Here is a 25,594-nt window from a genome sequence, read left to right on the forward strand (position 1 = left end):
GCGCGGCGACGCCTGCCACGACCTTGCCACGGCCCTTGGGCTGCGGCGGGCCGGGCGGGGGCTGGTAGCCGGGTGGGAGGTAGTACTGGCCCGTCGACGGGGGTTCCGCGCCGAACTGGGAGGTAGGGGCCCCCAGGCCGAGGGGGTGACCTGGGGGGAGTTGGCCGGACCCAGGTGGAGGAAGCTGCTGGCCGGGTCCGGACCCGCCGAGCTGCGCCTGGCCCGCGTCAGGTGTGGGCACCTGCGGCTGGGCCGAAGTGAAGGAGGCAGGCACGCTGCCGAGGCCGTGAGGCACGTCCGATGCCCCAGCCTGGCCGGATCCCCCCTGCAAAGGATCCGGCTGGCCGGGATCCGGCTGCTGCGGGCCCTGCTCCCGCGCGCCGGAGTCGGTCTGACCGGCGGTGGGCGGCGCGGAGTTGGGCTGTTCCGGCTGCTGCGCTGGCTGGTTGCTCTCGGTCATGGCCATAGTCTCGCGGCCCGTCCTGAGAGAACCCTTAAGCCAGCCTGGGAGCTACTTGTGTGTTCCTCTGAGGCGTTCCGCGATCTGTTCCGGCGTCACGTCGTTGATCCACACGGCCTCGCCGGACTCCGAGCCCGCGAGGTACTTCAGCTTGTCCTTGGTCCGGAGCACCGAGAAGACCTGCAGGTGGAGCCACATCTCGTCACGGCCGACGCGCACCGGTGCCTGGTGCCACGCGGCGATGTACGGCAGCGGACGGTCGTACAGGGCGTCCAGGCGGTGCAGCACCTTCAGGTACAACGACGCGAAGTCGTCACGCTCCACAGAGGACAGACCGGCCAGGTCCGCGATCTGCCGGCGTGGTGCCAGCACGACCTCGACGGGCCAGCGCGCGGCGGCGGGCACGAAGGCCACCCAGTGCGCGGACTCTTCCACCACGCGCGTGCCCGCGCGCAGCTCGGCTTCCAGCACGTCGCCGAACAGCGGACGCCCGTGTGCCGCGTAGTACTCCAGCGCGGCTTCCACCATCCGCTCGGTCCGGGGCGTCACGAACGGGTACGCGTAGATCTGGCCGTGCGGGTGCGAGAGCGTCACGCCGATCTCTTCGCCGCGGTTCTCGAACGGGAAGACCTGCTCCACGCCTGGCAACGTTGACAAGTAGGCAACCCGGTCCGCCCAGGCGTCGACGACGGTCCGCACGCGCGACACCGAGAGCTCACCGAACGACTTGTTGTGGTCGGACGTGAAGCACACGACCTCACACCGCCCAAGCCCCGGTGCGCGGGCGAACAGCTCCTCACCATCCACAGTGGACGGCACATCGGGAACGTTCTGCGCCAGCGAGGGAAACCGGTTCTCGAAGACGACGACGTCGTAGTCGGCCTCGGGGATCTCCGTGGGCCGGCCCGGCGTCGACGGGCACAGCGGGCAGAGGTCCGCCGGCGGTTTGTAGGTCCGCGTCTGCCGATGAGCCGCCATCGCGACCCACTCGCGGGTCAACGGGTCCAGCCGGACTTCGGACATCGGCTGCGACTCGGGAAGATCCCTGGTGTCCACCGCGACTCGCGGTGGTGCCTCAGCGCTGTCGTCGAAGTAGATGATCTCCCGGCCGTCCGCCAGCTTCCCCGCGGTACGCCTCACGCCAACTCCTCGCCACTTCCTGGTACATGAGCCAACACCAACTCGCCGACCTGCTCGCTGAGGATCGCCCTCGCGTCGTCCGGCAAACCCTCGTCCGTCACCAGGACGTGCGCCTCGTCGAGGTCCGCGATCGTGGAAATGCCGACGGTGCCCCACTTCTCGTGGTCCGCGACCACCACCACGCGGCCGGCGGCGTCGACGAGCGCGCGGTCCGTCTCGCTCTCGTTGAGGTTCGGGGTGGTGAAACCGGAGCGCTCGGCCATGCCGTGCACGCCCAGGAACACCACATCCAGGTGCAGCGACCGCAACGCCTGCACGGCCACGGGTCCCACCAACGCGTCGGACGGCGTGCGCACACCACCGGTCAGCACGACCGTGCGGTCGGTGCGCCCGCTCTGCTGCAGCACGTCCGCGACGCGGATCGAGTTCGTCACGACGGTCAGGTCCGGGATGTCGTCGAGGAAGCGGGCTAACGTCCACGTCGTCGTGCCCGCGGACAGACCGATGGCGGTTCCGGGACGCACGAGCCCCGCCGCCGCTGCCGCGATCGCTTCCTTCTCCGGCAGCTGCCGGACCGACTTGGCCTCGAAACCGGGCTCGTCGGTCGAGCGCCCGACGACGGACGTCGCGCCGCCGTAGACCTTCTCCACCAGGCCGCGCGAGGCGAGCACGTCAAGATCACGGCGCACGGTCATGTCCGAGACGCCGAGCCGGACGACGAGGTCGCTGACGCGCACCGCTCCCGTCCTGCGGACCTCTTCGATGATTACCGCCTGCCGTTGACGTGCCAGCACCTCACACCTCTTCCCTGAGGACGACGACGTCCCCGGCTCGCACGGTGAGGCGTCCGGAGACCTGCGTGCCGGACAACACGTCGACACCGGACGCCTCGATCTGCGCGTCGGTGTCGGTGTGGTTGACGGCGAAGAGCCACGATACGTCGCCCTTGCGCCTCACAAGCTCAATCGACGAACGAGACACCGCAACGCCCGCACCGGAAAGCGCGTTTTCCACCGTTCGGCCGAGACCGTTCTCGTCAAGATCACAAGCCACGTACCAGGCGACGCCGTTGCCGAACGCGTTGCGTGTCACGGCGGGCACGCCGGGCAACGGCCCATCGGCATACGAGGCAACGACGTCAGCACTGCGCACGTGCAGGTGCTCCGTCCACAGCGCGGCGGTTGACCCGTCAGTCAACGAAACGGTTTCGCCCTGACGCAGCGGATAGAACTCCTCGGACCACACGCCGAGCACGTCCCGGAACGCCCCGGGGTACCCGCCGAGCCGCACCCGCGTGTGCTGGTCGGCAACGCCGGACAAGTACGTGACCACGGCATGACCGCCGCCTGCCACGTAGTCGGCGATCACGGCCGCGTGCGCGTCGGACACCGCGTAGAACGCCGGAACGACCACCATCGAGTACGCCGACAGGTTCGTGCCGGGCGCGACGAAGTCGACGGTCACACCGGCCTGCCAGAGAGCCTTGTAGTACCCGAGGACGTGCCGGTAGTAGTCGAAGTCCGCCGTCGGGTGCGCGTCCTGCCGCAACGCCCAGCCGGACTGGAAGTCGAACAGGACCGCCACCCTGGCGTCCACAGTGGAGCCCAGGACGTCGGCCAGCTTCGCGTACTCGGCGCCGACCTCGCAGACCTCGCGGTAGACCTTCGTGTCCGCACCGGCGTGCGGCACCATCGCCGAGTGGTAGCGCTCGCCACCGCCGCGCGACTGCCGCCACTGGAAGAACAGCGTGCCGTCCGCGCCGCGAGCGATGTTCTGGTACGAGTGGCGCCGCATCTCCCCCGGCAGCTTGGCGATGTTGCGGGGCTGCCAGTTCACCGCCGACGTCGAGTTCTCCATCAGCAGCCACGGCTTGCCGCCCGCCAGGCCGCGCACCAGGTCCGCGGACATCGCGAGCTCGACGTGCCGGTCGGGTGACTGGGCCTCGGTGTAGTGGTCGTTCGAGACGAAGTCGACCTCGCGCGCCCACTTCCAGTAGTCCAGGTCGCGGAAGGTCCAGTTCGCCATGAAGTTCGTGGTGATCGGGACATCGGGCGTGATCATCCGCAGCACGTCGCGCTCGGCCTTGTACTGCTCCAGCAGCGCGTCGTCGCTGAACCGGTCGTAGTCGAGCAGCTGCCCAGGGTTCGAGTACGTGGGCGTGACGCGCGGCGGCAGGATCTGCGAGAAGTCCGTGTAGCCCTGGCTCCAGAAGGCGGTCGACCACGCGTCGTTGAGCTGGTCGAGCGTGTAGCGGGCGGCCAGCCACTCGCGGAACGACTCGGCGCACGTGTCGCAGTAGCAGCGCGACACGTGGCAGCCGTACTCGTTGCCGACGTGCCACGCGGCCAGCGCGGGGTGGTCGCGATAGTGCGTGGCCATCTCGGCCGCGAGCGCGGTTGCACGGTCACGGTAGATCGGCGATGACGGACAGTAAGCCTGCCGCGAGCCGTGTGAGAGCCGCACGCCGTCCGCACGGACGGGCAGCATCTCGGGGTACTGGGCGGTCAGCCACGGCGGAGGCGCTGCGGTGGCGGTCGCGAGGTCGACCCGGATGCCACCGGCGTGCAGCAGGTCGAGCACCCGGTCGAGCCAGTCGAACCGGTACTCACCCTTGCTGACCTCGATCTTCGCCCAGCTGAAGATCCCCACGCTGACCAGGTTCACCCCGGCCCGTCGCATGAGCTCGACGTCCTCGGCCCACACGTGCTCAGGCCACTGCTCGGGGTTGTAGTCAGCACCCCAGGCGGGTCCCTGCATGCCGGTCGGCCATGTCGTCACGGCGGCAAGCGTGGCCGACAACAACCCCCAACGTCAACACAAGCAAACACGATTTCGCGTTTAGCTCTGTTCGGCGGTTGACCGGCACTTGTCCCGGCACAACCCGGAAACGCCGCGTGCACAGGGCTAAACGCCGCGTGCATCGGGGTTAACAGCTGCGTAACGGGACTTGACATGGTGTGTGCCTGGGACCACATTGTGCGCAACTTTGTTGGAGTCCTGTTCGGTTCGCAAGGCCGAGCGTCACCCGTAGGAGCGATGATGGTGCGGTACTCGTCCGGTCCCACTCCGTTACCACATTTCGGCAGGCGCGCGATGCTGCGGATCATGCTGGCCGGTGCGGGTGTCGCCGCGACCGGAGGGCTCGCGGCGTGCGGCAGCGGCGGGTCGAGCTCCGGCAGCGGCTCCAAGGTCGTGACCTTCGGCAACAACCTGTCCGACCAGGTGCCGAAGGACGCCATCACCGCGGCGCTCAAGGGCTTCGAGTCCATGTCGGGCGGGATGACCGTCACGATCAACACGAAGCAGCACGAGCAGTACCAGGAGCAGATCAACAACTACCTGCAGGGCAAGCCGGACGACGTGCTCGCCTGGTTCGCCGGCTACCGCATGCGGTTCTTCGCCGACCAGGGTCTCACCGGTGACCTCACCGACCTGTGGGGCAAGATCGGCGGGAACTACTCCGACGCGCTCAAGCAGGCCTCGACGGGTTCGGACAAGAAGCAGTACTTCGTGCCGTTCTCGCAGTACCCGTGGGGCATGTTCTACCGCAAGAGCGTCTGGCAGGAGCGCGGCTACGCGATCCCGAAGACGCTCGACGAGCTCGTCGCGCTCGCCACGAAGATGAAGTCCGACGGCCTGATCCCGATCGCGTCCGCCGGCAAGCAGGGCTGGCCGCTCATGGGCACGTTCGACCAGTTGAACTTCCGCGTCAACGGCTACCAGTTCCACGTGGACCTGTTGGCGGGCAAGGAGAACTGGCAGGACAAGAAGGTCAAGGACGTCTTCGACACCTGGAAGCAGCTGCTGCCGTTCCACCAGGAGAACGCGCTCGGCCGCGAGTGGCAGGAAGCCGCGCAGACGTTGCAGCAGAAGAAGTCCGGCATGTACCTGCTGGGTGCGTTCGTGGGCCAGCAGTTCCCGGACGCGGAGAAGGACGACCTGGACTTCTTCCCGTTCCCGGAGATCAACCCCGCGCACGGCACCGACACGGTCGAGGCGCCGATCGACGGCTACATGATGGCCAAGAAGCCGGCTAACCCCGAGGGCGCGCTCAAGCTCCTCGAGTACCTGGCGAGCCCCGAGCCGCAGCTCGCCTACCTGAAGGCCGACCCGACCGCGGTCGCGACCAACCAGAAGGCGGACACGTCCGGCTACAACGGGCTGCAGAAGAAGGCGGCCGAGGTCATCAAGAACGCCAAGCACATCACCCAGTTCCTCGACCGCGACACCGACCCCGGCTTCGCGAGCGAGGCGGCGACCAACGGCCTCATCTCCTTCATCAAGGACCCCAACAGCGTCGATTCCGTGCTCAAGGGCATGGCTGACCAGGCGAAGAACATCTTCAAGTGACCGCATTGCAGGAGAAGCCGAAGGCGGTGGCCCCCCAGGGGCCGCCGCCTCGTCGGCGTGGAAAACGTGCCACTGCGCTGGCCGGCACGGACAAGCTCGTGCTGGCACTCATGCTCGGCATCCCCACGATCGTGCACGTGTTGTTCGTGTGGATCCCGACCCTGGGCTCGATCGCGCTGTCGTTCAGCAGATGGAACGGCATCGGCGGGTTCGAGGACATCGAGTGGATCGGTGTCGGGAACTACGTCGAGATCTTCTCGGAGTACCCGCGGTTCTGGCCGGCGGTGCAGCACAACCTGATCTGGCTGGCGTTCCTGCTCGTCGTGCCGACCTGCGCGGGCCTGCTGCTGGCCGTGCTGCTCGACCGCGAGCTCAAGTTCAGCCGGATCTACCAAAGCGCGCTGTACATGCCGATGGTGCTGTCGCTCGCGCTGATCGGCTTCATCTGGCAGCTGATCTACACGCCGGACGGCGGTCTGCTGAACTCGCTGCTGGGCCTGAGCGACAACCCGGTCGACTGGATCGGCGACTCGGACATCAACCTCTACGCGGTGCTCATCGCGGCCGCGTGGCGGCACACCGGCTACATCATGCTGCTGTACTTGGCCGGCCTGAAGGGCGTCGACCCGTCGCTGAAGGAAGCCGCCGCGCTGGACGGCGCCTCGGCTACTCAGACCTTCTTCCGCGTCACCTTCCCGGTGATGAAGCCGGTCAACATCGTGGTGGCCGTCGTGACGGTGATCGAGGCGCTGCGCGCGTTCGACATCGTCTACGTCATCAACAAGGGACGCAACGGCCTGGAGCTGTTGTCGGTGCTGGTGACCGACAACATCATCGGTGAGGCTTCACGCATCGGCCGTGGTTCCGCGGTGGCGGTGATCCTGCTGACGATCTCGCTCGGCGTGATCATCCCGTACCTGTACCAGACGTTCAGCAAGGAGAACCGGACGTGACGGCCACGCTGGAACGGCCTTCGGTGCCGGTTGTCAAGAAGAAGACGGTGACCCCTGCCGGGGTCGCGTTGCACGCCTTCCTGATCCTGACGTGCCTGATGACTCTGGCACCGCTGCTGTGGGCGGTCTACGCGTCGTTGCGCACGTACGACGACACGTCGGTCAACGGCTACTTCTCCATCGCGAAGTCGCTCACGTTCGAGAACTTCGCGAAGGCGTGGGAAGTCGGCGACCTGCCGCACTTCTACTGGAACACGTTCCTGATCACCATCCCCGCGCTGGTGATCACGCTGCTGCTCAGCTCGATGGTGGCGTTCGGCGTGTCCCGGTTCAGCTTCAAGTTCAACCTGGCACTGCTCATGATCTTCACCGCGGGCAACCTGTTGCCGCAGCAGGTGGTCGTGACGCCGTTGTGGCGCCTGTACCGACTGATCGAGGTGCCGGAGTGGATCAGCGCGAGCGGTTCGCTGATCGACTCGCAGCTCGGCGTGATCCTGATCCACATCGCCTTCCAGTCCGGCTTCTGCACGTTCGTGCTGTCGAACTACATGAAGACGATCCCGTACGAGCTGACCGAGGCCGCGCGCGTGGACGGCGCGTCGGTGTTCCGGCAGTACTGGCAGCTGACGTTGCCGCTGTGCCGGCCGGTGCTGGCCGCGTTGGCGACCCTGGAGTTCACCTGGATCTACAACGACTTCCTGTGGGCGTTGGTGTTGATCCAGGACGGCGACAAGATGCCGGTCACCTCGGCGTTGCAGAACCTCAAGGGCACGTTCTTCACGGACAACAACCTGATCGCGGCGGGCTCACTGCTGGTCGCGTTGCCCACGCTGGTCGTGTTCTTCGTGCTCCAACGCCAGTTCGTAGGCGGCTTGACCCTCGGCTCCACCAAGGGCTGACCCACCCGCGTTGCCCTCACGGCGTCTGCAAGTACCACCAACTCAACATCAACAAGCTCGCAACTACACCCAACCTGTTCGGCACTCACCGAACAGGTTGGGTGTAGTTATAGGCGGTTCGATCATGGGTTGGTGGTACTTGCAGACGTCCCAAACGCTTGCGCCACCACGTGGTGGCTACTTGCCGCCGGTCTGCGGGTTGTAGTCCGAGATCGAACCCCAGCGGCCCACCGGGATCACGATCACGCGGGCCTTGCCCACCACGTTGGAGATCGGGATCGCGCCGTCCGCGGGAGTCGGGTCGCCGTGCTTGCGCGAGTCCGCCGAGTTGTTGCGGTTGTCGCCCATCACCCACAGCTTGCCCGCGGGGACGGTGACCTTCTCGAACGAGTCCTGCTGGCGCGGGCCGCCGCCGAAGTTCAGGTACGGCTCGTCCAGCGGCTTGCCGTCGACCAGCACCCTGCCCTGGTCGTCGCAGCACTCGACGGTCTGGCCGCCGACGGCGATGACGCGCTTGATGAAGTCGGTGCCGCTGGGCTCGGACAGGTTCACCATCGAGCCGAGGTCCTGCAGCGTGCCCGTGATGAAGTTCGGGGGCTGCTTGCCACCGGTCCAGTTCGGCGGGCCGCGGAAGACGATCACGTCGCCCGGCTGGGGGTCGCCGAACAGGTACGTGATCTTCTCGACCAGCACCTTGTCGTTCACGCAGCCCGTGCAGCCGTGCAGCGTCGTCTCCATCGAGGCCGACGGGATGACGAACACGCGCGCGACGAACGTCTGGATGACGACGGTCAGCAGTAGCGCCACGCTGAAGATGACCAGCAGCTCTTTCCAGAACGGCTGCTTCTTCTTCACCTTCTTCTTGGAGAACCTCGGCGCCGTCTCTTCGTCGTAGGAGGGGGACGAAGACCGCGAACCGGACGTCGAGAAGCGCGTCGTGGGTTCAGCGGGGCCGTCTCCGTTGGGAGGCGTCGTCTCCCAAGTCGACGAAGAATCGTCGTTCACGCGATGACTCACACGCCCCACCTTACGGACGACCGGGTAGGCGCAACGTGAACAGGGCCCCGCCTTCGGGGGCTCTGCCCGCCGTGGCCGTGCCGCCGTGCCGTTGTGCCACCTGCTTGACGATGGCGAGTCCGAGGCCGGAACCCGGCAGGGTCCGCGCCTCGGACGATCGGTAGAACCGCTCGAAAACGTGAGGTAGATCGGCGTCCGCGATACCGGGACCCGCGTCCGCCACCTCCAGCACGGCACTGCCGTCGCCCACCTGACGGACGTTCAGCCGCACCGCTGAACCCGAGGGACTGAACTTCACCGCGTTGTCGAGGAGGTTCAGCACCGCGCGCTCGAGAGCACTGGAATCACCCAGAAGTGTCCACGGTTGCAGCTGCACGTCGAACGTGACGTTCGAGGCGCGTCGGCGCGCGCGGTCCAGAGACCGTTCTACCACCTCGACGAGGTCTACGGGCTCGTGCACCACCTGCGGGGCGTCCTCACGGGCCAGTTCGACCAGGTCACCGATCAGTGTGGTCAGTTCGTCGATCTGGGCGCGCACGTCCGACTGGATCTCCTGCTTGTCCTCTTCGGACAGCGTGGGTGAATTCGGACGTTCCGACGCCAGCAACAGCTCCAGGTTGGTGCGCATGGAAGTCAACGGCGTGCGCAGCTCGTGGCCCGCGTCGGCGACCAACCGGCGTTGGCGTTCCTGGGACTCCGCGACCGCGCCGAGCATGGCGTTGAAGCTGTGCGTAAGGCGCGCGAGCTCGTCGTCACCCGAAACCGGTATCGGCGTCAGGTCACCCGTGTTCGCGACACGTTCGGTGGCCTCTGTCAGCCGTTGCACCGGACGCAGACCCGTGCGCGCGACAGCCGTGCCCGCGATGGCCGCGAGCAGCACGCCGGCACCACCGATGAGCAGCAGCACCACGCTGAGCTTGGCCAGCGTCGTCCGTTGCGGTTCCATCGACTGGGCGATGATCACCGCCTGGCCCGGCGCGTACTTGACGGCGATGACCCGCGACTCGGTCTTGTGGTCGGTCCACAGGAAGTCGGAGCGCTCGCCCTGCGCGACGTCCCAGGCCTCCTCGACCGTCGGCGGCCGCTCGGAGCCCTTGGGGTAGAGGATCTGCCCGGTGCTCGCCTGCAACAGGCCCATCTTCACGTCACCGGCCGCGAGGAACGCCGCCGGGAAGTTCTCGACCTCGTCCGGCGTCGTGACCTTGCCGCCGGTCGCCACGGTGGCCGCGCGCGAACGCAGGCTGTCGTCCAAGGCGTCGTACACGCCCTTGCGGACGATCATGTAGGCGCCGAACGACACCAGCGCGACGGCTCCGGCGACGCAGAACGCCGCGAGCCAGGTGACCCGAGCCCGCAGCGACGCCCTCTGCAGCCGCCCCTGGGTTTCGAAGATCACGGAGGGGTCTCCCGCAGGACGTAGCCCACCCCCCGCACCGTGTGCAGCAGCCTCGGCTCGCCATCCGCCTCCGTCTTGCGGCGCAGGTAGCCGACGTAGACCTCGAGTGCGTTGCCCGAGGTCGGGAAGTCGTATCCCCACACGTCCTCCAGGATGCGGCTGCGAGTCAGCACCTGGCGCGGGTGCGCCAGCAGGAGCTCGAGCAGCGCGAACTCGGTGCGGGTGAGGCTGATGGAGCGTTCGCCGCGGCGGACGTCCCTGGTGGACGGGTCCAGCTCCAGGTCGGCGAACTTGAGCACGGCGGCGGACTGCTGAGCGGCGTCGTCGTCGTGGGCGGCGCGGCGCAGCAGGGCGCGGAGCCTCGCCAGCAACTCCTCCAGCGCGAACGGCTTGGGGAGGTAGTCGTCGGCACCGGCGTCCAACCCGGACACGCGGTCGCTCACGGCGTCCCGCGCGGTCAGCACGAGGATCGGCAGGTCGTCACCGGTGCTGCGCAACCTGCGGCACACCTCGAGACCGTCCAGCCGCGGCATCATCACGTCGAGCACCATCGCGTCCGGCCTGGCGGCGGTCACCGACTCCAGGGCCTGCATGCCGTCGCCGGCAGTCTCGACCTGGTAGCCGTTGAACTGGAGCGAGCGGCGGAGTGACTCCCTGACCGCCCGGTCGTCGTCGACAACGAGGATGCGCATGGGGGCAGTCTTGCCGAGGGATCTGAGAGGCGCCTGAGAAGGGCCTCAACTGCGGGTGTGAGTGCAGCGTTAGTTTCTGCTAGCCCTCCAAGCCACGCGCGACAGGTGCGTTCCACTTACGCCAGAGCGCAATCAGCCTGATGGTGATGATTATTGACGCACCGGTCAGCGCGACCAGGTCTTTCGGCAGTTTCGCCCATTCACCCACTGCGACGACGACCGCACCGGCAAGGGCTGCGACAGCGTAGATCTCTCTCCTCAGAACCAGTGGAATTTCTCGGAGGAGGAGGTCACGCACTGCGCCACCACCGATACCTGTCGTCATACCGATGAGACACGCCGCGTACGGGGTCGCACCGAGAGCGAGCGCGGTGGTGGTGCCCGACGTGACGAACAGACCGAGCCCCACGGCGTCCAGCAGCAGCACGGACCGGCGGAGCTTCGCGACCTGCGGGTGGAACCAGAAGACGATCAGGCCCGTACCGCCGGCGACCAGCAGGTACGGCCAGTTCCGCAGGCTCGTCGGCGGGTGCACGCCCAGCAGGACGTCCCGGATGATGCCGCCGCCCAGCGCCGTGGTGAGCGCCAGGATGATCACGCCGAACACGTCGAGGCGAGCGCGGACCGCCGCCACCGCCCCGGAGGCGGCGAACACGGCGATCCCGATCAGCTCCAGGACGATGAGCAGCACGAACAGAGAGAATAGTTGCTCAACGCGGTGGCGCCGCTCGACGGTAACCGGCCTCCAGGCGGCCGCCCGCCGACTCCAGAACGCGCTCCACGACCCTGATGAACCGCTCGGCGCCCTCGCCCCGCACCAAAGCGCGGTAGGAGTCCACGAGCTCGTCCTCCTTGGCATCGCGCAGCCGCCGCAGCAGCCACTTCCCGTGCCCGAGCCACCTGTTCTCGACGACCAGCGCCAACTCCCCGACGCAGGTCAGCAGCCGTGCGGCGACGAAAAGCCGTTCGTCCTCGTCCCGTGCCCCGATGAGATCTTCCAGCAGGTCGGTGGTGCCGTACCGGCGGTCTTCCAGCTCCGTGACGGTCGCGAGTGGAGGGCCGGCATCGAGCAGAGCGCGCGCCTCGGTCCTCATGCGCACACCGGTGCCGTCGGCGTCGAGCATGAGGAAACCCTCGGCGCACATGTGCAGCAACGGAGGACGCCGGCCCTCCGTGTCACGGGCGACGAAGTCCTGGAACGACTCGATCGTGTGGCAGAACAGCTCGACGGGCCAGCCGCGGTGTTCCAGCGTCTCGCGGAACGCGCCGGGCAGGTCGTCGACGATCACGACCATGTCCAGGTCCGAGTTCGCCGTGTAGGTGCCGGCCGCCACGCTGCCGCCGAGGAACGCCGCGGTCGCCAGCGGGTACCGGATGTCCAGCAGGTCACGGGCGACCTGCACCGGGTCCTTGTCCCAGTCCAGCGGATACCCGGTGACGTAGTAGTCCTGGTCAGGGTCCAGCGGGCCGAGCACCCGTTCGACCTGCGGGCGGATCTCCTGGCCGACCTCGTGCAGGTCGACCAGCCACGGGTTGTCCTCGGCGGCGAAGAGCGGTCTGATCGCCAGGAACTGCGCGCGGGAGATGTCCCGCACGCTGACCGGCGGCCCGCTGCGCCGTTTCGCATAGCCCTTCAGGCGCCAACCCATGTTGTCGCCATAGGCATGCCTTACCTCGTCCTGGTCCCCCGCCACGCCTTCATTCTTACCCGGCGGGAGCGTTGACACGAATTCAGCCGTTCAGTCCTTTGTGGACGATCGTCAGAAGAAGTCGGCCATCCGGGGCACGCCGGACGCGCCGACGAGCTGGTCCAGCACCACCGCGTCGGCCGGGTCACCCTCCAGCAAACCCGCGCGCCGCAAGGCATGCGTGTTCTGCGCGCCGGAGAACCACGGGCCGAGCGCCCGCGCGTGCAGCCGCACGGCACCGGTGCCGCCGGGTTCGACGCGCACTGCCCCGCCCTCGACGACGATCCGGTGCAGGCCCGCGTGCCACGGCGCGTGCTCGTCGATGACCTCCAGGTCCACGGCGGCGTTCGCGAGGCGCGGCCAGCCGCGGGCGGCCACGGCGGCGGGCAGGTCGACGACGCGCAGCATCCAGGTCGAGGTCCACACCGAGTAGCGAAACGGGGTGGCCCCGAGGAAGTTCAGCGTCGCCGGATCGGTGATCCGCAGGTCGATCGCCTCCAGCGTGCCCGCCCAGGACGCCAGCGAGGCGAGGAGGTTCAGCTGGGCCTCGACGTCGACGCCGATGAGGTCGTAGACCTTCAACCGGCCCATGTCCCCACCGGACGCACGCTCGGCGGTCAGGTACCCGCGCAGGCCGTTCGGGCCGGGCAGCACGCTGACCAGGTCCATCTCGAGCACCTTCGCGACGTCGATCCTCGGCGGGCGGCGATCGGCCATGCCGTCGATGGTCCGCGCCACCTCCAGGTAGCAGTCGTGCAGCGCGGTGAGATCGCTCTTGTCCGCCGGGCGCGAAGGTATCCGCTCGGCAGGCCGGGGAACCGACAGCAACCTGTCCATCGGCAGCTCGACCCACTCGAAGACTCCGGCCCGCTCCCATCCGCGTCCCCGGTAGAGCGTCGGCACGGTCGCGTAGAGGACCGACAGCGCCTGACCGTGCTCTCGCATGGCGGACAGCGAAGCGTCGAGCAACGCGTTCGCGATCCCCCGCCCGCGGTAGGCCCCGTCGACGGCGACGCCGCCGATCCCGCCCATGGGAACGGCGGCGCCGCCGTAGAACTGTGCGTACTCACCGATGCCGAGCACACCGGCGACCCGTCCGTCGATCTCGGCGACCAGTCCGTGCGTACCGGGCCTCAGCAACGGTCCGGACGGCTCTGCCCCGTTGAACGCGACCTTGCGCAGCCGGAACACGGCGTCGCGGTCGTCCTCGGTGTATTCACGGATGTGCACGGACAACTATCTACCAGGAAAAGAAGCCCTGACCCGTCTTCTTTCCCAGCTCATTGCGGGCGACCTTGTCCCGCAACAACCGCGGCGGGGAGAACCGCGGTCCCAGCTCGGCCGCGAGGTGCTCGGCGATCGCCAGCCGGACGTCGAGCCCGACCAGGTCGGTGAGCTCCAGCGGGCCCATCGGCCAGCGGTAACCGAGCTTCATGCCGGTGTCGATGTCCGCGGCGGAGGCGACACCCTCCTCCAGCATGCGGATCGCTTCCAGGCCAACGGCGACACCCAGCCGGGACGTCGCGAACCCCGGGGCGTCGCGCACCTCGATGACGGTCTTTCCCCACTGTTCGGCCCAGGTGCGCACCTTGGCCACGTTCGCGGGGTCGACGCCCTCGTGGTGCACGAGCTCGACGAGCTGCTGCACCGGGACGGGGTTGAAGAAGTGCATGCCCAGCACGCGTTCACCGGGCAGACCGGCGGCGATCTCGGCGATCGACAGCGAGGACGTGTTGGACGCGAGGATCGCCCGCGGGCACTTCGCCGCCGCGTCGCCCAGCACCTTCTGCTTGAGCGGCACGTTCTCCGGCACGGCCTCGACGACCAGTTCCGCGTCCGCCGGCAGCTCGCCGGTCCGCAGATTCGCGAACGCCGCCTCGGCGTCGGCGAGCTTGCTCTTCTCCTGCGCCCTGTCGAGCGACCGCCGGACGGCGAGCCTGCCCTGTTCGACGCGGTCGGCGTCGGCCTCCGCGAGCGTCACCTCGTGGCCGTTGGCCAGGAGGACGTGGGCGATGCCCGCGCCCATCGTGCCGCCGCCGATGACGACAGCCTTCACGAGACGACCTCGGCGCTGAACATCGCCACCAGCTCCATGCCGCCGATCTCGGTGAGGTTGGCGCCGGACGAGGCCCACTCGGGCGTCTGGAAGGCGGCCTTCATCGATTCCACGGACTCGAAGTACAGCTCGGCGATCAGGTACGGCTCGGTGTCCCCGAGGAACCCGGCCAGGAAGACCCGCTGCACCTTGGCGACCTCGGCGCGCACGAGTCCCGGCACCGAGTCGGCGATCGGCAGATGCGTGCCGAAGTACTTCTCGTCGAAGCCCTCGGGGTCGGCGGGCTTCTTGTACAGCGCGATGTACTTGATCATGTGACACCGTCCTCCTCGACTCGCCGAGCACTGTAACGCCCGGAGCACCCGGCGGGCTGAGGCACGATGGTGACGTGCGGATCATCCTGCTGCGCCACGGTCAGAGCCTCGGCAACGTCGACGAGCTCGCCTACTGCCGCGTCCCCGACCACGCCCTCCCGCTCACCGAGCTGGGCGAACAGCAGGCCACGGCGGCCGGCACCACGATCAGGGAGCTGATCGGTACCGGACCGGTGGCGGCTTACGTGTCGCCCTACACGCGCACGCGGCGGACGTTCGACCTGCTCGGCGTGCGAGCCGAACGCATCGTGCACGAGCCACGGCTGCGAGAGCAGGACTGGGGCAACCTCCAGGACCCGACCGAGCAGGAGATGCTCAAGCACCAACGGCACGCGTTCGGGCACTTCTTCTTCCGGCTGCCCAACGGCGAGTCGGGCGCGGACGTGGACGACCGGCTGGCCGCGTTCATCGACGGGCTCGAAGTCCGGCTGCACAAGGACGAGGCGCATCCCAAGACGGTGCTGATCGTGTCGCACGGTCTGACGATCAGGTTGCTGTGCCGCAGGTTGTTCGACTGGAGCATCGAGCTGTTCGAGTCACTGTCCAACGTGGACACCTGCGAGAACCGCGTGCTCGACCACGACGGCACGGGGTGGAGGCTGGACCGCCCCTTCGACCAGTGGCGCGACTCACCGGACGGGACGGTCCAGCGCCCGGCCTAGAGCAGTCCTCGCTTGTCCATGAACGGTCAGAGGAGGCCGCGCTTGTAGGCGGCGACCAGCCGTCGAGGTACGAGGAGTTCCTTGCCGTCCAACGTCCTGACGGTCACGAGGTCCGGCGCGGTGGCCTTCCACTGCGAACGCCGGTGACGCGTGTTGGACCGGGACGTCTTGCGCTTGGGGACGGCCATCAGCGCTCTCGCTTTCCGTAGCGGCGGTTGAACTTCTCGACCCGGCCCGCGGTGTCCACGAGTCGTTGTGTGCCCGTCCAGAACGGGTGCGAGTCGGCGGTGATGTCGACGACCAGCAGCGGGTAGCTGTTGCCGTCCTCCCACTCGATGGTCCGGCTGGACGTCGCCGTCGAGCGGGTCAGGAACGTCTTGCCGGTGGACGCGTCCTGGAAGACGACGGGGTGGTAGTCGGGGTGGATTCCGGGCTTCACATCTCCAGCTTTCGGATCGAGTCCACGAAGGACAGTTCGTCGTCGGTGAGCAGCGCGCCTTCGAAGGCCCCGGTGATGGTGTCCGGTTCGCCCAAGGTGATCGCCACGATCTGCGTGGTCTTGCCGTCACGCGGGCCGCCTTCGCCGACGTGCATGCCGCAGCCCGCCGATTCCAGGTGCAGCGCGATCTCCGGCTCGTCCGCGACCCAGAGCCGGCCGCGCGAGCGCACGACCGTGCCGTCGAGCAACGAGTCGAGCGCGTCGTTGAGGCGGGCCGGGTGGAACGGCCGATCCGCCGTGAAAACCGCTGTCGAGACACCGCATTCGGGCGCGAGCGGCATCATCCGCGGGCGCGTGCTCTTGCACACGACCACGGTCTCGGGTGTGCAGCGATGCGCTCCGGGTGCCAGCCGGTCGAGCACGGCCAGCGTCCGTTCGTCCGCATCTCCTTGCAGCACCAGCACATCCGCCGCTTCGGCCTGTGCGACGACCACCTGCGCCACCGTGCGCTGGTCACTGGTCATGGACGCGTCGCTCAGCGCGTCGTCCAGCCAGCTCTCCGCGTCGATCACGGTGATCACGCACTCGACGTCCACGCCGAGGTTGCGGCGCACGGCGTCTGGTTCGAGCAACGGGTCCAGGTGCAGCACGACCGTGTGCCCGGCGAGCGTCTCGAGGAGTTCCCTCAGGTCCTCTCGCACGGTGCACGACACACAGTTGTGCAGCAGGTCCACCTCGGTCGCGATGCCGTCGACCCAGCGCCGGACGCACGTTTCCGCAGCTACGTGACGTACGAGCACCGAACCGGGCCGGTCGCGCCACACCCGCACGGCGACGTCGTGGTCCACCAGCCCCGCCACCATGACGACAACGGTTTCCATGTTGAGGTACCGTAGTTGAAAATGGATGTCGTTTCAAACAGGAGGTGTGCATGCGCTGCCAGCTGACCGGCCGTGAGCCGGGCTTCGGCAACCGCGTCTCGCATTCGCAACGCAAGACCCGGCGCCGGTGGAACCCGAACGTCCAGCGCAAGCGGTACTTCGTGCCGTCGCTGAACCGGTTCGTGACGCTGACGCTGTCCGCGAAGGGCATCAAGACCGTCGACAAGCTGGGCATCGAGGCCACCGTGGCCCGGCTCCGCGCGCAGGGAGTGAAGGTCTGATGGCCAAGAGCACCGACGTCCGGCCGATCATCAAGATGAGGTCCACCGCCGGCACCGGGTACACCTACGTGACCCGCAAGAACCGCCGCAACGACCCGGACCGGCTGGTCCTGCGCAAGTACGACCCGGTCGCGCGCAAGCACGTCGACTTCAAAGAGGAGCGCTGACGTGGCGAAGAAGTCGAAGATCGCCGCGGACCGGCGCCGCCGGGAGGTCGTGGCTCGCTACGCGGAACGGCGGGCGGAGCTCAAGGAGATGCTGCGGCACCCCGAGACGCGCGCGGAAGCGTTGCGGGGCCTGCAGAAGCTGCCGCGCGACGCGTCGCCGACCCGGCTGCGGAACAGGGACGTGGTGGACGGCCGTCCGCGCGCCTTCAACCGGGCGTTCGGCCTGTCGCGCATCCGGTTGCGGGAGATGGCCCACCGCGGTGAGCTGCCCGGCGTCTCGAAGGCGAGCTGGTGATGCGCGAGAAGAGGCCGCCGAAGCGCAGGGTGAACCTGCTCGCGAAGGAGGGCGTGACGGTCGTCGACTGGAAGGACGTCACGCTGCTGCGCAAGTTCATCTCGGACCGGGGCAAGATCCGGTCCCGCCGGGTGACCGGTCTGACGCCGCAACAGCAGCGTCAGGTCGCCACGGCTATCAAGAACGCACGGGAGATGGCCCTGCTGCCGTACCCGTCACAAGGGCGATGACGCGGACCGCCGTGCTGGCCAGGAAGGCCAGCACGGCGAGCTGCACCAGCAACGCGAGCGCCCAGGTCGTGTGTTCGTCGACCGTGAGATCGCCACGAACACCGACCAAGAAGGTCGCGTAGAGGCCCCAGCACTGCAGTGCGGCCAGCCCGGCGCCGATGATCGTCGTGCGGAGCGACACGATCACGACGACAGCGGCGAGCAGGATGAGGGACAGCAGCGGCCAGGCACCGGTGAACGTGGCCACGCCGACTCCGCCGCCGAATCCGAGCGCGGAGCCGTAACCACCTTTCATTCTTCTCATCCGATCGGTCTATCGCCTCAGATGAGATCAGCGCCACCTCTGCAGCGTGAAGTTGGTGCTTTCGAGTGAGGCACGATCGCACGAATGAACCTGTACGAAGTAGTGCACCGCCGCAGGGACACCCGTGCCGAGTTCACCGGCGCGGAAATCCCGCCCGACGTGCTGCGGCGGGTGCTGACCGCAGCTCATGCGGCGCCGAGCGTCGGCCTTTCCCAGCCGTGGGATTTCGTGCTGGTGCGTGATGAATCGATTCGGCGGGCGTTCCGGGATCACGTCCAGGCCGAGCGCAGCGTGTTCTCCGCCCAGCTCGACCAGGAACGCGCGGAGACGTTCTCCCGCATCAAGGTCGAGGGCGTCATGGAGTCGTCGCTCGGCATCGTCGTCACCTACGACCCCGACCGCGGCTCGCCGGCGGTGCTCGGCAGGCACGCCATCGCGGACGCGGGCCTGTACTCCGTGTGCCTGGCCATCCAGAACCTCTGGCTCGCGGCGACCGAGGAGGGCCTCGGTGTCGGGTGGGTGAGCTTCTACCGGGAAGATGTGCTGCGCCGCCTGCTGGACATCCCCACAAGGGTCCGTCCGGTGGCGTGGCTGTGCGTTGGACCGGTTCGATCGCTGCCGGACACGCCCGATCTGGAACGGCACGGCTGGCGCAACCGGATGCCCCTTGAGGACGTGCTGCACTACGACTCGTACGGCCGAAAGAACTGATGCGAACTATCTCCGTGGTAACCCCGGTGCATCCACCTCACGTGCGTTTCCTGGCCGAGGCGTATGAATCTTTGCGCGCGCAGGAACTGCCGGAGGGGTGGGACTGGGAATGGGTGATCCAGCACGACGGTGACGCGGCGGCGGAACCGTCCTTCGACGACCCCCGCGTCACCTTTTCCGCGTCTCCGGCGGCAGGTGCGGCGGGCGCGCGGAACCTGGCCCTCGCCCGGTCCCGCGGAGAGTTCGTCCGGAACCTGGACGCCGACGACCTGCTGGTCGAAGGCGCCCTGCGGCGGGACATCGAGGTTCTGCTGCGGCACGCGCACGTCGGCTGGGTGACCTCCGCCGCGCTCGACCTCCTGCCGGACGGGGAGGTCGTCTCGTGGGCGTCCGGCGATCCGGACGAGGGCGTGCTGGAACCCGGCTGGATGCTCGACGTCTTCACCAGCGGCGAATGGCGGCTGCCGGTCGTGCCGGGCACGATGTGCGTCCGGCGGGATCTGCTGCTCGCGCTCGGCGGATGGATGGCGTTGCCGCGATCCGAGGACACCGGTCTGCTGATGGCGCTACAAACTGTCTCGGCCGGGTACTTCGTCGCGGCGCCGAGCATGCTCTACCGCAAGCACGGCGTACAGGCGACGGCGGGGAAGATCCACAACGACCCCGTTGACAAGAAGCTGCGCTACGGAATGATCGTCGATCGAGCCCAGGCACTGCGCCACATGTGCACGCAACCGGCCCGGTAGCCTGTGCAAGCCGCTCGGCGAGTCGGAACGGAGTCGATGAACGAGTGGAGCAGCGTGATCCGCTGGTAGCGGGCCAGATTCCGCGGCTGGACCGAGAGGTCCGCGCGTTGCTCAACGCTGGCCGTTTGCCGGAGGCGAACAGTCTTTTCGACGAGGTGGTCACCAAGGTGTCACCCGGCGCCGACCGCTGGGTTCGATCAGCCGTACTGGTGAACCGCGCCGTCATGGCGTGGCGGCTCGGTCGCATTCCACTCGCCCTGGAATTGGCCGCCGAGGGGTGGACCGACCTCGACGCCGAGCGTTCGGACAGCCCGGCCGTGGCCCAGACGATGGGCTCGCTCGGCTATCTCATGGAGGGCATCGGCAACCGTCGGGCCGCGCTGGACATGCTGCGGCTGTCCGTGCAGGTGGCGCGCCGTGCGGGCAACACCGACACGTTGGCCCACTGCCTGCAGCGCCTCGGTGGTTCGCTGAACTTCCGCGCCTGCTCGGGGCCTCCCGCGGCGGCGCCGGCGATCTTCGAGGAAGCGCTGGCGTACCTCGACGAGGGCCTCTCGCTGGCCAAGGACGAGATCATGCGCCGGGCGTTGATGGGCGCTCTCGGCCGTTCCCTGGCGGGTGTCGGTCAGTTGGACAAGGCCGAGGAGCTCGGCTCGGAGACGTTGCGTCTCGCGACGGACGCCACCGACCTGTGGGGCATCTCGGTCGGAAACTGGGTTCTCGCCGTCGTGCGTCGCGAACAGGACGATCTCGACGAGGCGCGCACACTCGCCTCTCGCGCGGTGTGCAACGCCGAACGCATCAACGACACCTCACTGCTGCTGCGGTTCTCCACGGAGCTGGCGGACATCTGCCACGCATTGGGTGACGCGGTGGGCGAGGCCGAGGCGTTGCGCCGGTCGATGACGGCGTCGCGCACGGCCACGGAGACGTTGCAGGAAGGCCTCGGCCAGGCGTTGGAACAGCGCCGGGTCGCCGTGCAGGCGCAACGGCTCGCGGTGGCGGCACAGGAGGCCGCGGCGCGCGACCCGTTGACGGGCCTGGCGAACCGGCTCGGGCTCGAACGCGCCGCTCAGGCGTTGCTGGAGTCGACGGCGGCGCGCGGGCGGGTGCCGTGGCTGGTGCTGGTCGACGTGGACTGGTTCAAGAACGTCAACGACGACGCCGGGCACGCGACCGGCGATGCGGCGTTGCGCGAGATCGCGGCGTTGCTGCGGCGCGAGTGCCGGTCGGACGACCTGGTGGCGCGCTGGGCCGGTGACGAGTTCGTGGTGCTGCTCGGGGACACCGGGCCGAACATGGACGTCGGCCCGAACGTGGCCGAGCGGATCCGCGCGGCCGTCGACGGCCACGACTGGACGATGGTGCTCGGCGCGGTCCGCCGGCCCACGGTGAGCATCGGGGTCGCGGCGGGACCTGCCAAGCTGGACCAGCTGTTCGCGGCCGCGGACATGGCGCTGTACCGCGCCAAGCGGCACGGCCGGAACAGGGTCGAGGTCGAGCCCTCGGTCGACGAGGTCCCCGAGATCGTCTCGGGGACCTGAGGTTTTCCGGGGTTTTCCGAAGGTTCCTGAAGGCTTCTAGGCGATCAGGCCGCCGCGGTAGGCCACCAGCGCGGCCTGCACGCGGTTGACCGCGCCGATCTTGCCGAGCACGGACGACACGTACCCCTTCACCGTCGCCTCCGACAGGTGCAGGGTGCCGCCGATCTCCGCGTTCGACATGCCCTGGCCGATCAGCACGAGCACCTCGCGCTCGCGTTCGGACAGGCTCTGGAGCAGCCTGCGTGCCGGCTCGGCCATGCGCTCGCCGTCCGCGACGGCCGCGAGCACCCGTGCCGCCACACCGGGGTCGAGGACCGCGCCACCGCGCGCGAGGTCGCGCACGGCTTTGACGAGCTGTTCCGGTTCGGTGTCCTTGAGAAGGAAGCCCGCCGCACCCAGCCGCAGTGCTTCCGACACGTATTCGTCGACGTCGAACGTGGTCAGGATGCAGACTCTCGGAGGGTCGGGCAGGGTCCGCAGCCTCCGCAGGGCCACGAGACCGTCCGACGTGCGCATCCGGATGTCGAGCAGGACCACGTGAGGACGGTGCTGGCGGGCCAGGTCGGCCACCAGATGCCCGTCATCGCATTCCGCGACGACTTCGATGTCCCCGACGCTGCTCAGGATCATGCGAAGGCCGGAACGGACGAGGTCCTCGTCGTCGGCCAGCAGAACCTTGATCACGACGCCTCCCGCATTGGCGTTCCGTGCTCCCTCATGTTCGTGATCTTCGCGTACGCACGCCGAAGACCACGTTAATTCTCAGTTATCTCATCATGTGGTAACGGTTTTTCGAGATCGAAGACGACGTTCACAGTTACCGGAATAGCGGTCCGACTTCGCTGCGTAGGCATGCCACCAGGGCTTAAGCGGTGACACCAGAACACTGAGTAACCAAACATCGAAATCCCACTGAGTGGAATGACGTACCAGAAACACGGATACGACCCAGAAATCGGCCTGGACACTTCTGGATCGATGCAGCCGAACCGTGACCGAACCGCAAACGCGAAGGTCTTTCGCGATAGCCCTACCGGAAAGTAACGTCCGTCACAGCAACCCTGCCCTGCACGGAGAGGAGCTTCGCGCCATGCGGAGAGCCAATCCGGTGACGTCCCTGCTGGCGACCGCCGCCGTCACCGCCTCCCTCGTTCTCGTCCCGTCCGCGCAAGCCGAGGAGTCCCGCGCGGCCGCGTTCGCCGCCGACGACTACTGCCTCGGCCAGTGCGGCGACATCGTGCCGCCCGGTAACAACGGCAACGCGACGCTGGCCGAGATCCTGACCCACAAAGCGTTCGGCACCCGGCCCGCGCACTCCGCCGACCAGCTCGGCAAGTACGACGCCCTGGTCAACGGCTACAGCAGCCTCACGAACGACCAGCTCACGAACTTCTTCAACGACGCGTCGTTCGGCGTGGCCTCCGACCAGGTCGAGAGCACGATCAAGCCGCGCGCGGACGTGACGATCGTGCGCGACAAGAAGATCGGCATGCCGCACATCACCGGCACCACGCGGTCCGGCACGATGTTCGGCGCCGGTTTCGCGGCCGCGCAGGACCGGTTGTGGCTGATGGACCTGTTCCGCCACCTCGGTCGCGGGCAGCTCTCCGGGTTCGCCGGCGGTGCGCCGTCGAACCGGGTCCTGGAGCAGAGCTTCTACAACCAGATCCCGTACACCGAGGCTGATCTGCAGAAGCAGATCGACACCGCGGCCGCGAGGAACGGTGCTCGCGGGCAGCAGGCGGTGGCCGACGTCAACGACTACATCTCCGGGATCAACGCTTATGTGACCCAGTCGATCGCGGCGCGGAACTTCCCCGGTGAGTACGTGCTGACCGGGCACGCCGACTCGATCACGAACTGGAACGACATCCAGCCGTTCAAGGCGACCGACATGGTGGCGATCGCCTCGGTCGTCGGTGGCCTGTTCGGCGCCGGCGGTGGCGGCGAGGTGCAGTCCGCGCTGGTGAAGCTGGCCGCGCAGAACAAGTACGGCGCCACCGTCGGCGAGCAGGTGTGGAAGGCGTTCCGGGCGCAGAACGACCCCGAGGCCGTTCTCACCCTCCACAACGGACAGTCCTTCCCGTACGCGGCTTCTCCCGCTTCTCCCCAGGGCGTGGCACTTCCTGATTCCGGCAGCATCACGCCGGAGCGGATGGTCTACGACGAGGTGGGTGGCACGGGTGCCGCCGCGTCGGTGCCTGCTCCCGCGGATGTGGCGAAGGCGCGCGGGATCTTCGAGGACGGCGTTCTTCCCGCCGATCTGCTGAACAAGAAGCACGGCATGTCCAACGCGCTGGCGGTTTCCGGTGCGTTCACCGACACCGGCAACCCGATCGCCGTGTGGGGCCCGCAGACCGGTTACTTCGCGCCGCAGTTGCTGATGCTGCAGGAGCTCAACGGTCCCGGCGTCCGTTCGCGCGGTGTGTCGTTCGCCGGCGTCTCGATGTACGTGCAGCTCGGCCGTGGTGTCGACTACTCGTGGAGCGCCACTTCTTCCGGGCAGGACATCGTCGACACCTACGCCGTCGAGTTGTGCAACGCAGACGGTTCCGCTCCTACCAAGGCGTCCACGTCCTACCTGTTCCACGGTGTTTGCACGCCGATGGAACGCCTGGAGCGCAAGAACGCCTGGAAGCCCACGGTCGCCGACGGCACGGCCGCCGGCTCCTACACGTTGGTGATGTGGCGGACCAAGTACGGCCTGGTGACTTCTCGCGCGACCGTGGGCGGCAAGGTCGTGGCGTACACGACGTTGCGTTCGACCTACATGCACGAGGTCGACTCGATCATCGGGTTCCAGGAGCTCAACGATCCTGGTGCCATCCGTTCGGCGACGGACTTCCAGCGCGCGGCCAACAACATCGGTTACGCGTTCAACTGGTTCTACGCGGACTCCCGTGACGTGGCGTACTTCAACTCGGGCCTGAACCCGGTGCGTCGCTCCACTGTGGACCCGAACCTGCCGACGTGGGGCCGCGCCGAGTACGAGTGGGTCGACTGGGACGGCAACGAGAACATCGCGTCCTACATGCCGTTCGCCGGCCACCCGAACTCGATCAACCAGGACTACTACATCTCCTGGAACAACAAGCAGGCCAAGGACTTCACCTTCGGTGGCTTCGGCCACAGCGCCGTGCACCGCGGCAACCTGCTGGACGTGCGGGTCAAGGCACTGGTCACGTCCGGCCAGAAGGTCACGCGGGCGTCGTTGACCAAGGCGATGGCCGAGGCCGCGGTGGCCGACCTGCGGGCGCAGGAGGTGCTGCCGGAGTTGCTGCGCGTCATCGAGTCGTCACCCGTCGACGCGACGCTGGCTCCGGTGGTCCAGAAGCTGAAGGAGTGGCAGCGTTCCGGTTCGTTGCGCAAGGAGACCGCGAAGGGCAGCAAGACCTACGCCAACGCCGAGGCCATTCGAGTTCTCGATGCCTGGTGGCCCCTGCTGGTGCAGGCGGAGTTCAAACCATCGCTCGGTGATGGTTTGTACGACGCCATCGTGGGCGCCCAGCAGGTGGACGAGGCTCCGTCCGACGCGCACGGTGCCGCACCGCACAAGGGTTCGTCGTTCCAGTACGGCTGGTGGGGCTACGTGGACAAGGACCTGCGCAAGGTCCTCGGCGACCCGGTCCAGGGCGCCTTCCCGCAGACCTACTGCGGCGGCGGCACTCTGTCCGGCTGCCGCACCGCCCTGCTGGACTCGCTGACCGCGGCCGTGGCCAAGCCCGCCAACCAGGTCTACCCCGGCGACGCCGACTGCGCCGCAGGCGACCAGTGGTGCGCGGACACGATCATCCACCGCGCCATGGGCGGCGTCACCCAGGACAAGATCCACTGGCAGAACCGCCCGACCTTCCAGCAGGTCGTGCAGTTCCCGTCCCGCCGCAGCCAGAACATCACCAACCTGGCAGCCCGCAAAACCGCCACCGCGTCGTCCCACGAAACGGGGGCCAACAACCTCCCGCCGTCGAACGTGCTGGACGGAAACCCCACGTCGCGCTGGGCGAGCGACTGGAACGACAACCAATGGATCCAGGTGGACCTTGGCTCTGTGCAACGAATCGGTCGCGCAGTGTTGCACTGGGAGTCGGCCTTCGGCAGCGGCTACCGCATCGAAGTTTCCAATGACGGCACGAACTGGCGGAACGTTTTCTCCACAAGTGCTGGCGATGGCGGCGACGATGTCGTAGCGTTCACGCCACAGGACGCGAGATACCTCCGTCTGACGGGTACCCAACGGGCCACTCGTTACGGATACTCCCTGTATGAGCTTGAGGTCTACAGCTTGTAGGCCTTCGAGATGAGGACGCCG

28 protein-coding genes and 1 pseudogene are annotated in these 25,594 nt (G+C 67.7%); 12 read left to right on the plus strand and 17 right to left on the minus strand.

Going from position 1 to position 25,594, the window contains the following annotated elements; genetic code table 11:
- The 4 genes and pseudogenes from B0F77_RS29280 to B0F77_RS29295 all read right to left on the minus strand — a co-directional run.
- A pseudogene (locus B0F77_RS29280) lies at nucleotides 1-460 on the minus strand (hypothetical protein); the annotation flags it as partial.
- A gap of 51 nt (nucleotides 461-511) precedes the next feature.
- On the minus strand, nucleotides 512-1,600 hold the full coding sequence (galT, locus tag B0F77_RS29285; RefSeq protein ID WP_086666229.1) for a galactose-1-phosphate uridylyltransferase: 1,089 nt from the start codon (nucleotides 1,598-1,600) through the stop codon (nucleotides 512-514).
- Nucleotides 1,597-2,394: a DeoR/GlpR family DNA-binding transcription regulator gene (locus B0F77_RS29290; RefSeq protein ID WP_086666230.1), complete on the minus strand. Its 798-nt coding sequence runs from the start codon at nucleotides 2,392-2,394 to the stop codon at nucleotides 1,597-1,599. Before B0F77_RS29290 ends, galT begins: the two co-directional genes overlap by 4 nt.
- 1 nt (nucleotide 2,395) lies before the next feature.
- Nucleotides 2,396-4,378, minus strand: a complete 1,983-nt coding sequence (locus B0F77_RS29295) for a beta-galactosidase (RefSeq protein WP_211294114.1) — start codon at nucleotides 4,376-4,378, stop codon at nucleotides 2,396-2,398.
- Nucleotides 4,379-4,693: 315 nt separating this feature from the next.
- Between B0F77_RS29295 and B0F77_RS29300 the strand changes: the two genes are divergently transcribed.
- The 3 genes from B0F77_RS29300 to B0F77_RS29310 are packed head-to-tail and all read left to right on the plus strand — an operon-like array spanning nucleotide 4,694 to nucleotide 7,802.
- Complete coding sequence (locus B0F77_RS29300) at nucleotides 4,694-5,950, plus strand: ABC transporter substrate-binding protein (RefSeq protein WP_245848798.1); 1,257 nt, start codon at nucleotides 4,694-4,696, stop codon at nucleotides 5,948-5,950.
- A complete protein-coding gene (locus tag B0F77_RS29305) occupies nucleotides 5,947-6,903 on the plus strand; it encodes a carbohydrate ABC transporter permease (RefSeq protein ID WP_245848800.1) in 957 nt (318 codons plus the stop codon). The genes B0F77_RS29300 and B0F77_RS29305 overlap by 4 nt, the downstream gene beginning before the upstream one ends.
- Nucleotides 6,900-7,802, plus strand: a complete 903-nt coding sequence (locus B0F77_RS29310) for a carbohydrate ABC transporter permease (protein WP_245848801.1) — start codon at nucleotides 6,900-6,902, stop codon at nucleotides 7,800-7,802. The genes B0F77_RS29305 and B0F77_RS29310 overlap by 4 nt, the downstream gene beginning before the upstream one ends.
- Nucleotides 7,803-7,979: 177 nt before the next feature.
- Here B0F77_RS29310 and lepB read toward each other — a convergent pair whose 3' ends face one another.
- The 8 genes from lepB to B0F77_RS29350 form a co-directional block, all read right to left on the minus strand.
- A complete protein-coding gene (lepB, locus tag B0F77_RS29315; RefSeq protein ID WP_245848803.1) occupies nucleotides 7,980-8,807 on the minus strand; it encodes a signal peptidase I in 828 nt (275 codons plus the stop codon).
- 22 nt (nucleotides 8,808-8,829) lie between these two features.
- On the minus strand, nucleotides 8,830-10,215 hold the full coding sequence (locus B0F77_RS29320; RefSeq protein ID WP_086666232.1) for a HAMP domain-containing sensor histidine kinase: 1,386 nt from the start codon (nucleotides 10,213-10,215) through the stop codon (nucleotides 8,830-8,832).
- Complete coding sequence (locus B0F77_RS29325) at nucleotides 10,212-10,907, minus strand: response regulator transcription factor (RefSeq protein WP_086666233.1); 696 nt, start codon at nucleotides 10,905-10,907, stop codon at nucleotides 10,212-10,214. The genes B0F77_RS29320 and B0F77_RS29325 overlap by 4 nt, the downstream gene beginning before the upstream one ends.
- A 79-nt stretch (nucleotides 10,908-10,986) precedes the next feature.
- Entirely contained in the window at nucleotides 10,987-11,598 is a 612-nt protein-coding gene (locus tag B0F77_RS29330) for a trimeric intracellular cation channel family protein (RefSeq protein WP_086666234.1), read from the minus strand.
- A gap of 19 nt (nucleotides 11,599-11,617) precedes the next feature.
- The gene (locus B0F77_RS29335) at nucleotides 11,618-12,556 is read right to left on the minus strand and encodes a nucleotidyltransferase domain-containing protein (RefSeq protein WP_143466956.1); all 939 of its coding nucleotides are present in this window, start codon (nucleotides 12,554-12,556) and stop codon (nucleotides 11,618-11,620) included.
- A 111-nt stretch (nucleotides 12,557-12,667) separates the two neighbouring features.
- Nucleotides 12,668-13,825, minus strand: coding sequence for a GNAT family N-acetyltransferase (locus B0F77_RS29340; protein ID WP_086666293.1), 1,158 nt, complete (start codon nucleotides 13,823-13,825; stop codon nucleotides 12,668-12,670).
- Nucleotides 13,826-13,835: 10 nt separating this feature from the next.
- Nucleotides 13,836-14,651 (minus strand): 3-hydroxyacyl-CoA dehydrogenase family protein, encoded by an 816-nt coding sequence (locus B0F77_RS29345; protein ID WP_086666235.1) that lies wholly within the window; start codon nucleotides 14,649-14,651, stop codon nucleotides 13,836-13,838.
- Nucleotides 14,648-14,965 (minus strand): EthD family reductase, encoded by a 318-nt coding sequence (locus B0F77_RS29350; protein WP_086666236.1) that lies wholly within the window; start codon nucleotides 14,963-14,965, stop codon nucleotides 14,648-14,650. The genes B0F77_RS29345 and B0F77_RS29350 overlap by 4 nt, the downstream gene beginning before the upstream one ends.
- A 74-nt stretch (nucleotides 14,966-15,039) precedes the next feature.
- On the opposite strand from B0F77_RS29350, the gene B0F77_RS29355 reads away from it, so the two are divergent.
- The gene (locus tag B0F77_RS29355) at nucleotides 15,040-15,687 is read left to right on the plus strand and encodes a histidine phosphatase family protein (RefSeq protein ID WP_086666237.1); all 648 of its coding nucleotides are present in this window, start codon (nucleotides 15,040-15,042) and stop codon (nucleotides 15,685-15,687) included.
- 26 nt (nucleotides 15,688-15,713) lie between these two features.
- On the opposite strand, the gene rpmF is transcribed toward B0F77_RS29355, so the two are convergent.
- The 3 genes from rpmF to B0F77_RS29370 are packed head-to-tail and all read right to left on the minus strand — an operon-like array spanning nucleotide 15,714 to nucleotide 17,007.
- Nucleotides 15,714-15,875 (minus strand): 50S ribosomal protein L32, encoded by a 162-nt coding sequence (gene rpmF, locus B0F77_RS29360; RefSeq protein ID WP_086666238.1) that lies wholly within the window; start codon nucleotides 15,873-15,875, stop codon nucleotides 15,714-15,716.
- On the minus strand, nucleotides 15,875-16,126 hold the full coding sequence (locus tag B0F77_RS29365; protein ID WP_086666239.1) for a type B 50S ribosomal protein L31: 252 nt from the start codon (nucleotides 16,124-16,126) through the stop codon (nucleotides 15,875-15,877). Before B0F77_RS29365 ends, rpmF begins: the two co-directional genes overlap by 1 nt.
- Complete coding sequence (locus tag B0F77_RS29370; RefSeq protein ID WP_086666240.1) at nucleotides 16,123-17,007, minus strand: GTP-binding protein; 885 nt, start codon at nucleotides 17,005-17,007, stop codon at nucleotides 16,123-16,125. The genes B0F77_RS29365 and B0F77_RS29370 overlap by 4 nt, the downstream gene beginning before the upstream one ends.
- Nucleotides 17,008-17,057: 50 nt before the next feature.
- Here B0F77_RS29370 and rpmB point away from each other — a divergent pair, with 50 nt between their 5' ends.
- Genes rpmB through rpsR form a run of 4 tightly spaced genes read left to right on the plus strand, consistent with a single transcriptional unit; the run spans nucleotide 17,058 to nucleotide 17,980 of the window.
- Entirely contained in the window at nucleotides 17,058-17,288 is a 231-nt protein-coding gene (gene rpmB / locus B0F77_RS29375) for a 50S ribosomal protein L28 (RefSeq protein WP_425435741.1), read from the plus strand.
- Nucleotides 17,288-17,455, plus strand: a complete 168-nt coding sequence (gene rpmG, locus B0F77_RS29380; RefSeq protein ID WP_086666242.1) for a 50S ribosomal protein L33 — start codon at nucleotides 17,288-17,290, stop codon at nucleotides 17,453-17,455. Before rpmB ends, rpmG begins: the two co-directional genes overlap by 1 nt.
- 1 nt (nucleotide 17,456) lies before the next feature.
- Nucleotides 17,457-17,750, plus strand: a complete 294-nt coding sequence (gene rpsN / locus B0F77_RS29385) for a 30S ribosomal protein S14 (protein WP_086666243.1) — start codon at nucleotides 17,457-17,459, stop codon at nucleotides 17,748-17,750.
- Nucleotides 17,750-17,980 (plus strand): 30S ribosomal protein S18, encoded by a 231-nt coding sequence (gene rpsR, locus B0F77_RS29390; RefSeq protein WP_086666294.1) that lies wholly within the window; start codon nucleotides 17,750-17,752, stop codon nucleotides 17,978-17,980. The genes rpsN and rpsR overlap by 1 nt, the downstream gene beginning before the upstream one ends.
- Here the strand turns inward: rpsR and B0F77_RS29395 are convergent.
- Nucleotides 17,928-18,284 carry a hypothetical protein gene (locus B0F77_RS29395; protein ID WP_143466957.1) on the minus strand — a complete coding sequence of 119 codons (357 nt, stop codon included), beginning with the start codon at nucleotides 18,282-18,284 and terminating at the stop codon, nucleotides 17,928-17,930. The genes rpsR and B0F77_RS29395 overlap by 53 nt on opposite strands.
- An 84-nt stretch (nucleotides 18,285-18,368) precedes the next feature.
- On the opposite strand from B0F77_RS29395, the gene bluB reads away from it, so the two are divergent.
- The 3 genes from bluB to B0F77_RS50605 are packed head-to-tail and all read left to right on the plus strand — an operon-like array spanning nucleotide 18,369 to nucleotide 21,285.
- On the plus strand, nucleotides 18,369-18,995 hold the full coding sequence (gene bluB, locus B0F77_RS29400; protein WP_086666245.1) for a 5,6-dimethylbenzimidazole synthase: 627 nt from the start codon (nucleotides 18,369-18,371) through the stop codon (nucleotides 18,993-18,995).
- On the plus strand, nucleotides 18,995-19,741 hold the full coding sequence (locus B0F77_RS29405) for a glycosyltransferase family 2 protein (protein WP_086666246.1): 747 nt from the start codon (nucleotides 18,995-18,997) through the stop codon (nucleotides 19,739-19,741). Before bluB ends, B0F77_RS29405 begins: the two co-directional genes overlap by 1 nt.
- Before the next feature lie 44 nt (nucleotides 19,742-19,785).
- Complete coding sequence (locus tag B0F77_RS50605) at nucleotides 19,786-21,285, plus strand: GGDEF domain-containing protein (protein ID WP_086666247.1); 1,500 nt, start codon at nucleotides 19,786-19,788, stop codon at nucleotides 21,283-21,285.
- Between the two features lie 36 nt (nucleotides 21,286-21,321).
- Here the strand turns inward: B0F77_RS50605 and B0F77_RS29415 are convergent, their stop codons facing one another.
- Nucleotides 21,322-21,969 carry a response regulator gene (locus B0F77_RS29415; protein WP_030467690.1) on the minus strand — a complete coding sequence of 216 codons (648 nt, stop codon included), beginning with the start codon at nucleotides 21,967-21,969 and terminating at the stop codon, nucleotides 21,322-21,324.
- 406 nt (nucleotides 21,970-22,375) lie between these two features.
- Here B0F77_RS29415 and B0F77_RS29420 point away from each other — a divergent pair, with 406 nt between their 5' ends.
- The gene (locus B0F77_RS29420) at nucleotides 22,376-25,573 is read left to right on the plus strand and encodes a penicillin acylase family protein (protein ID WP_086666248.1); all 3,198 of its coding nucleotides are present in this window, start codon (nucleotides 22,376-22,378) and stop codon (nucleotides 25,571-25,573) included.
- Nucleotides 25,574-25,594: the final 21 nt, after the last annotated feature.

It is taken from the genome of Lentzea kentuckyensis, assembly GCF_002150765.1.
GTDB lineage: Bacteria > Actinomycetota > Actinomycetes > Mycobacteriales > Pseudonocardiaceae > Lentzea > Lentzea kentuckyensis.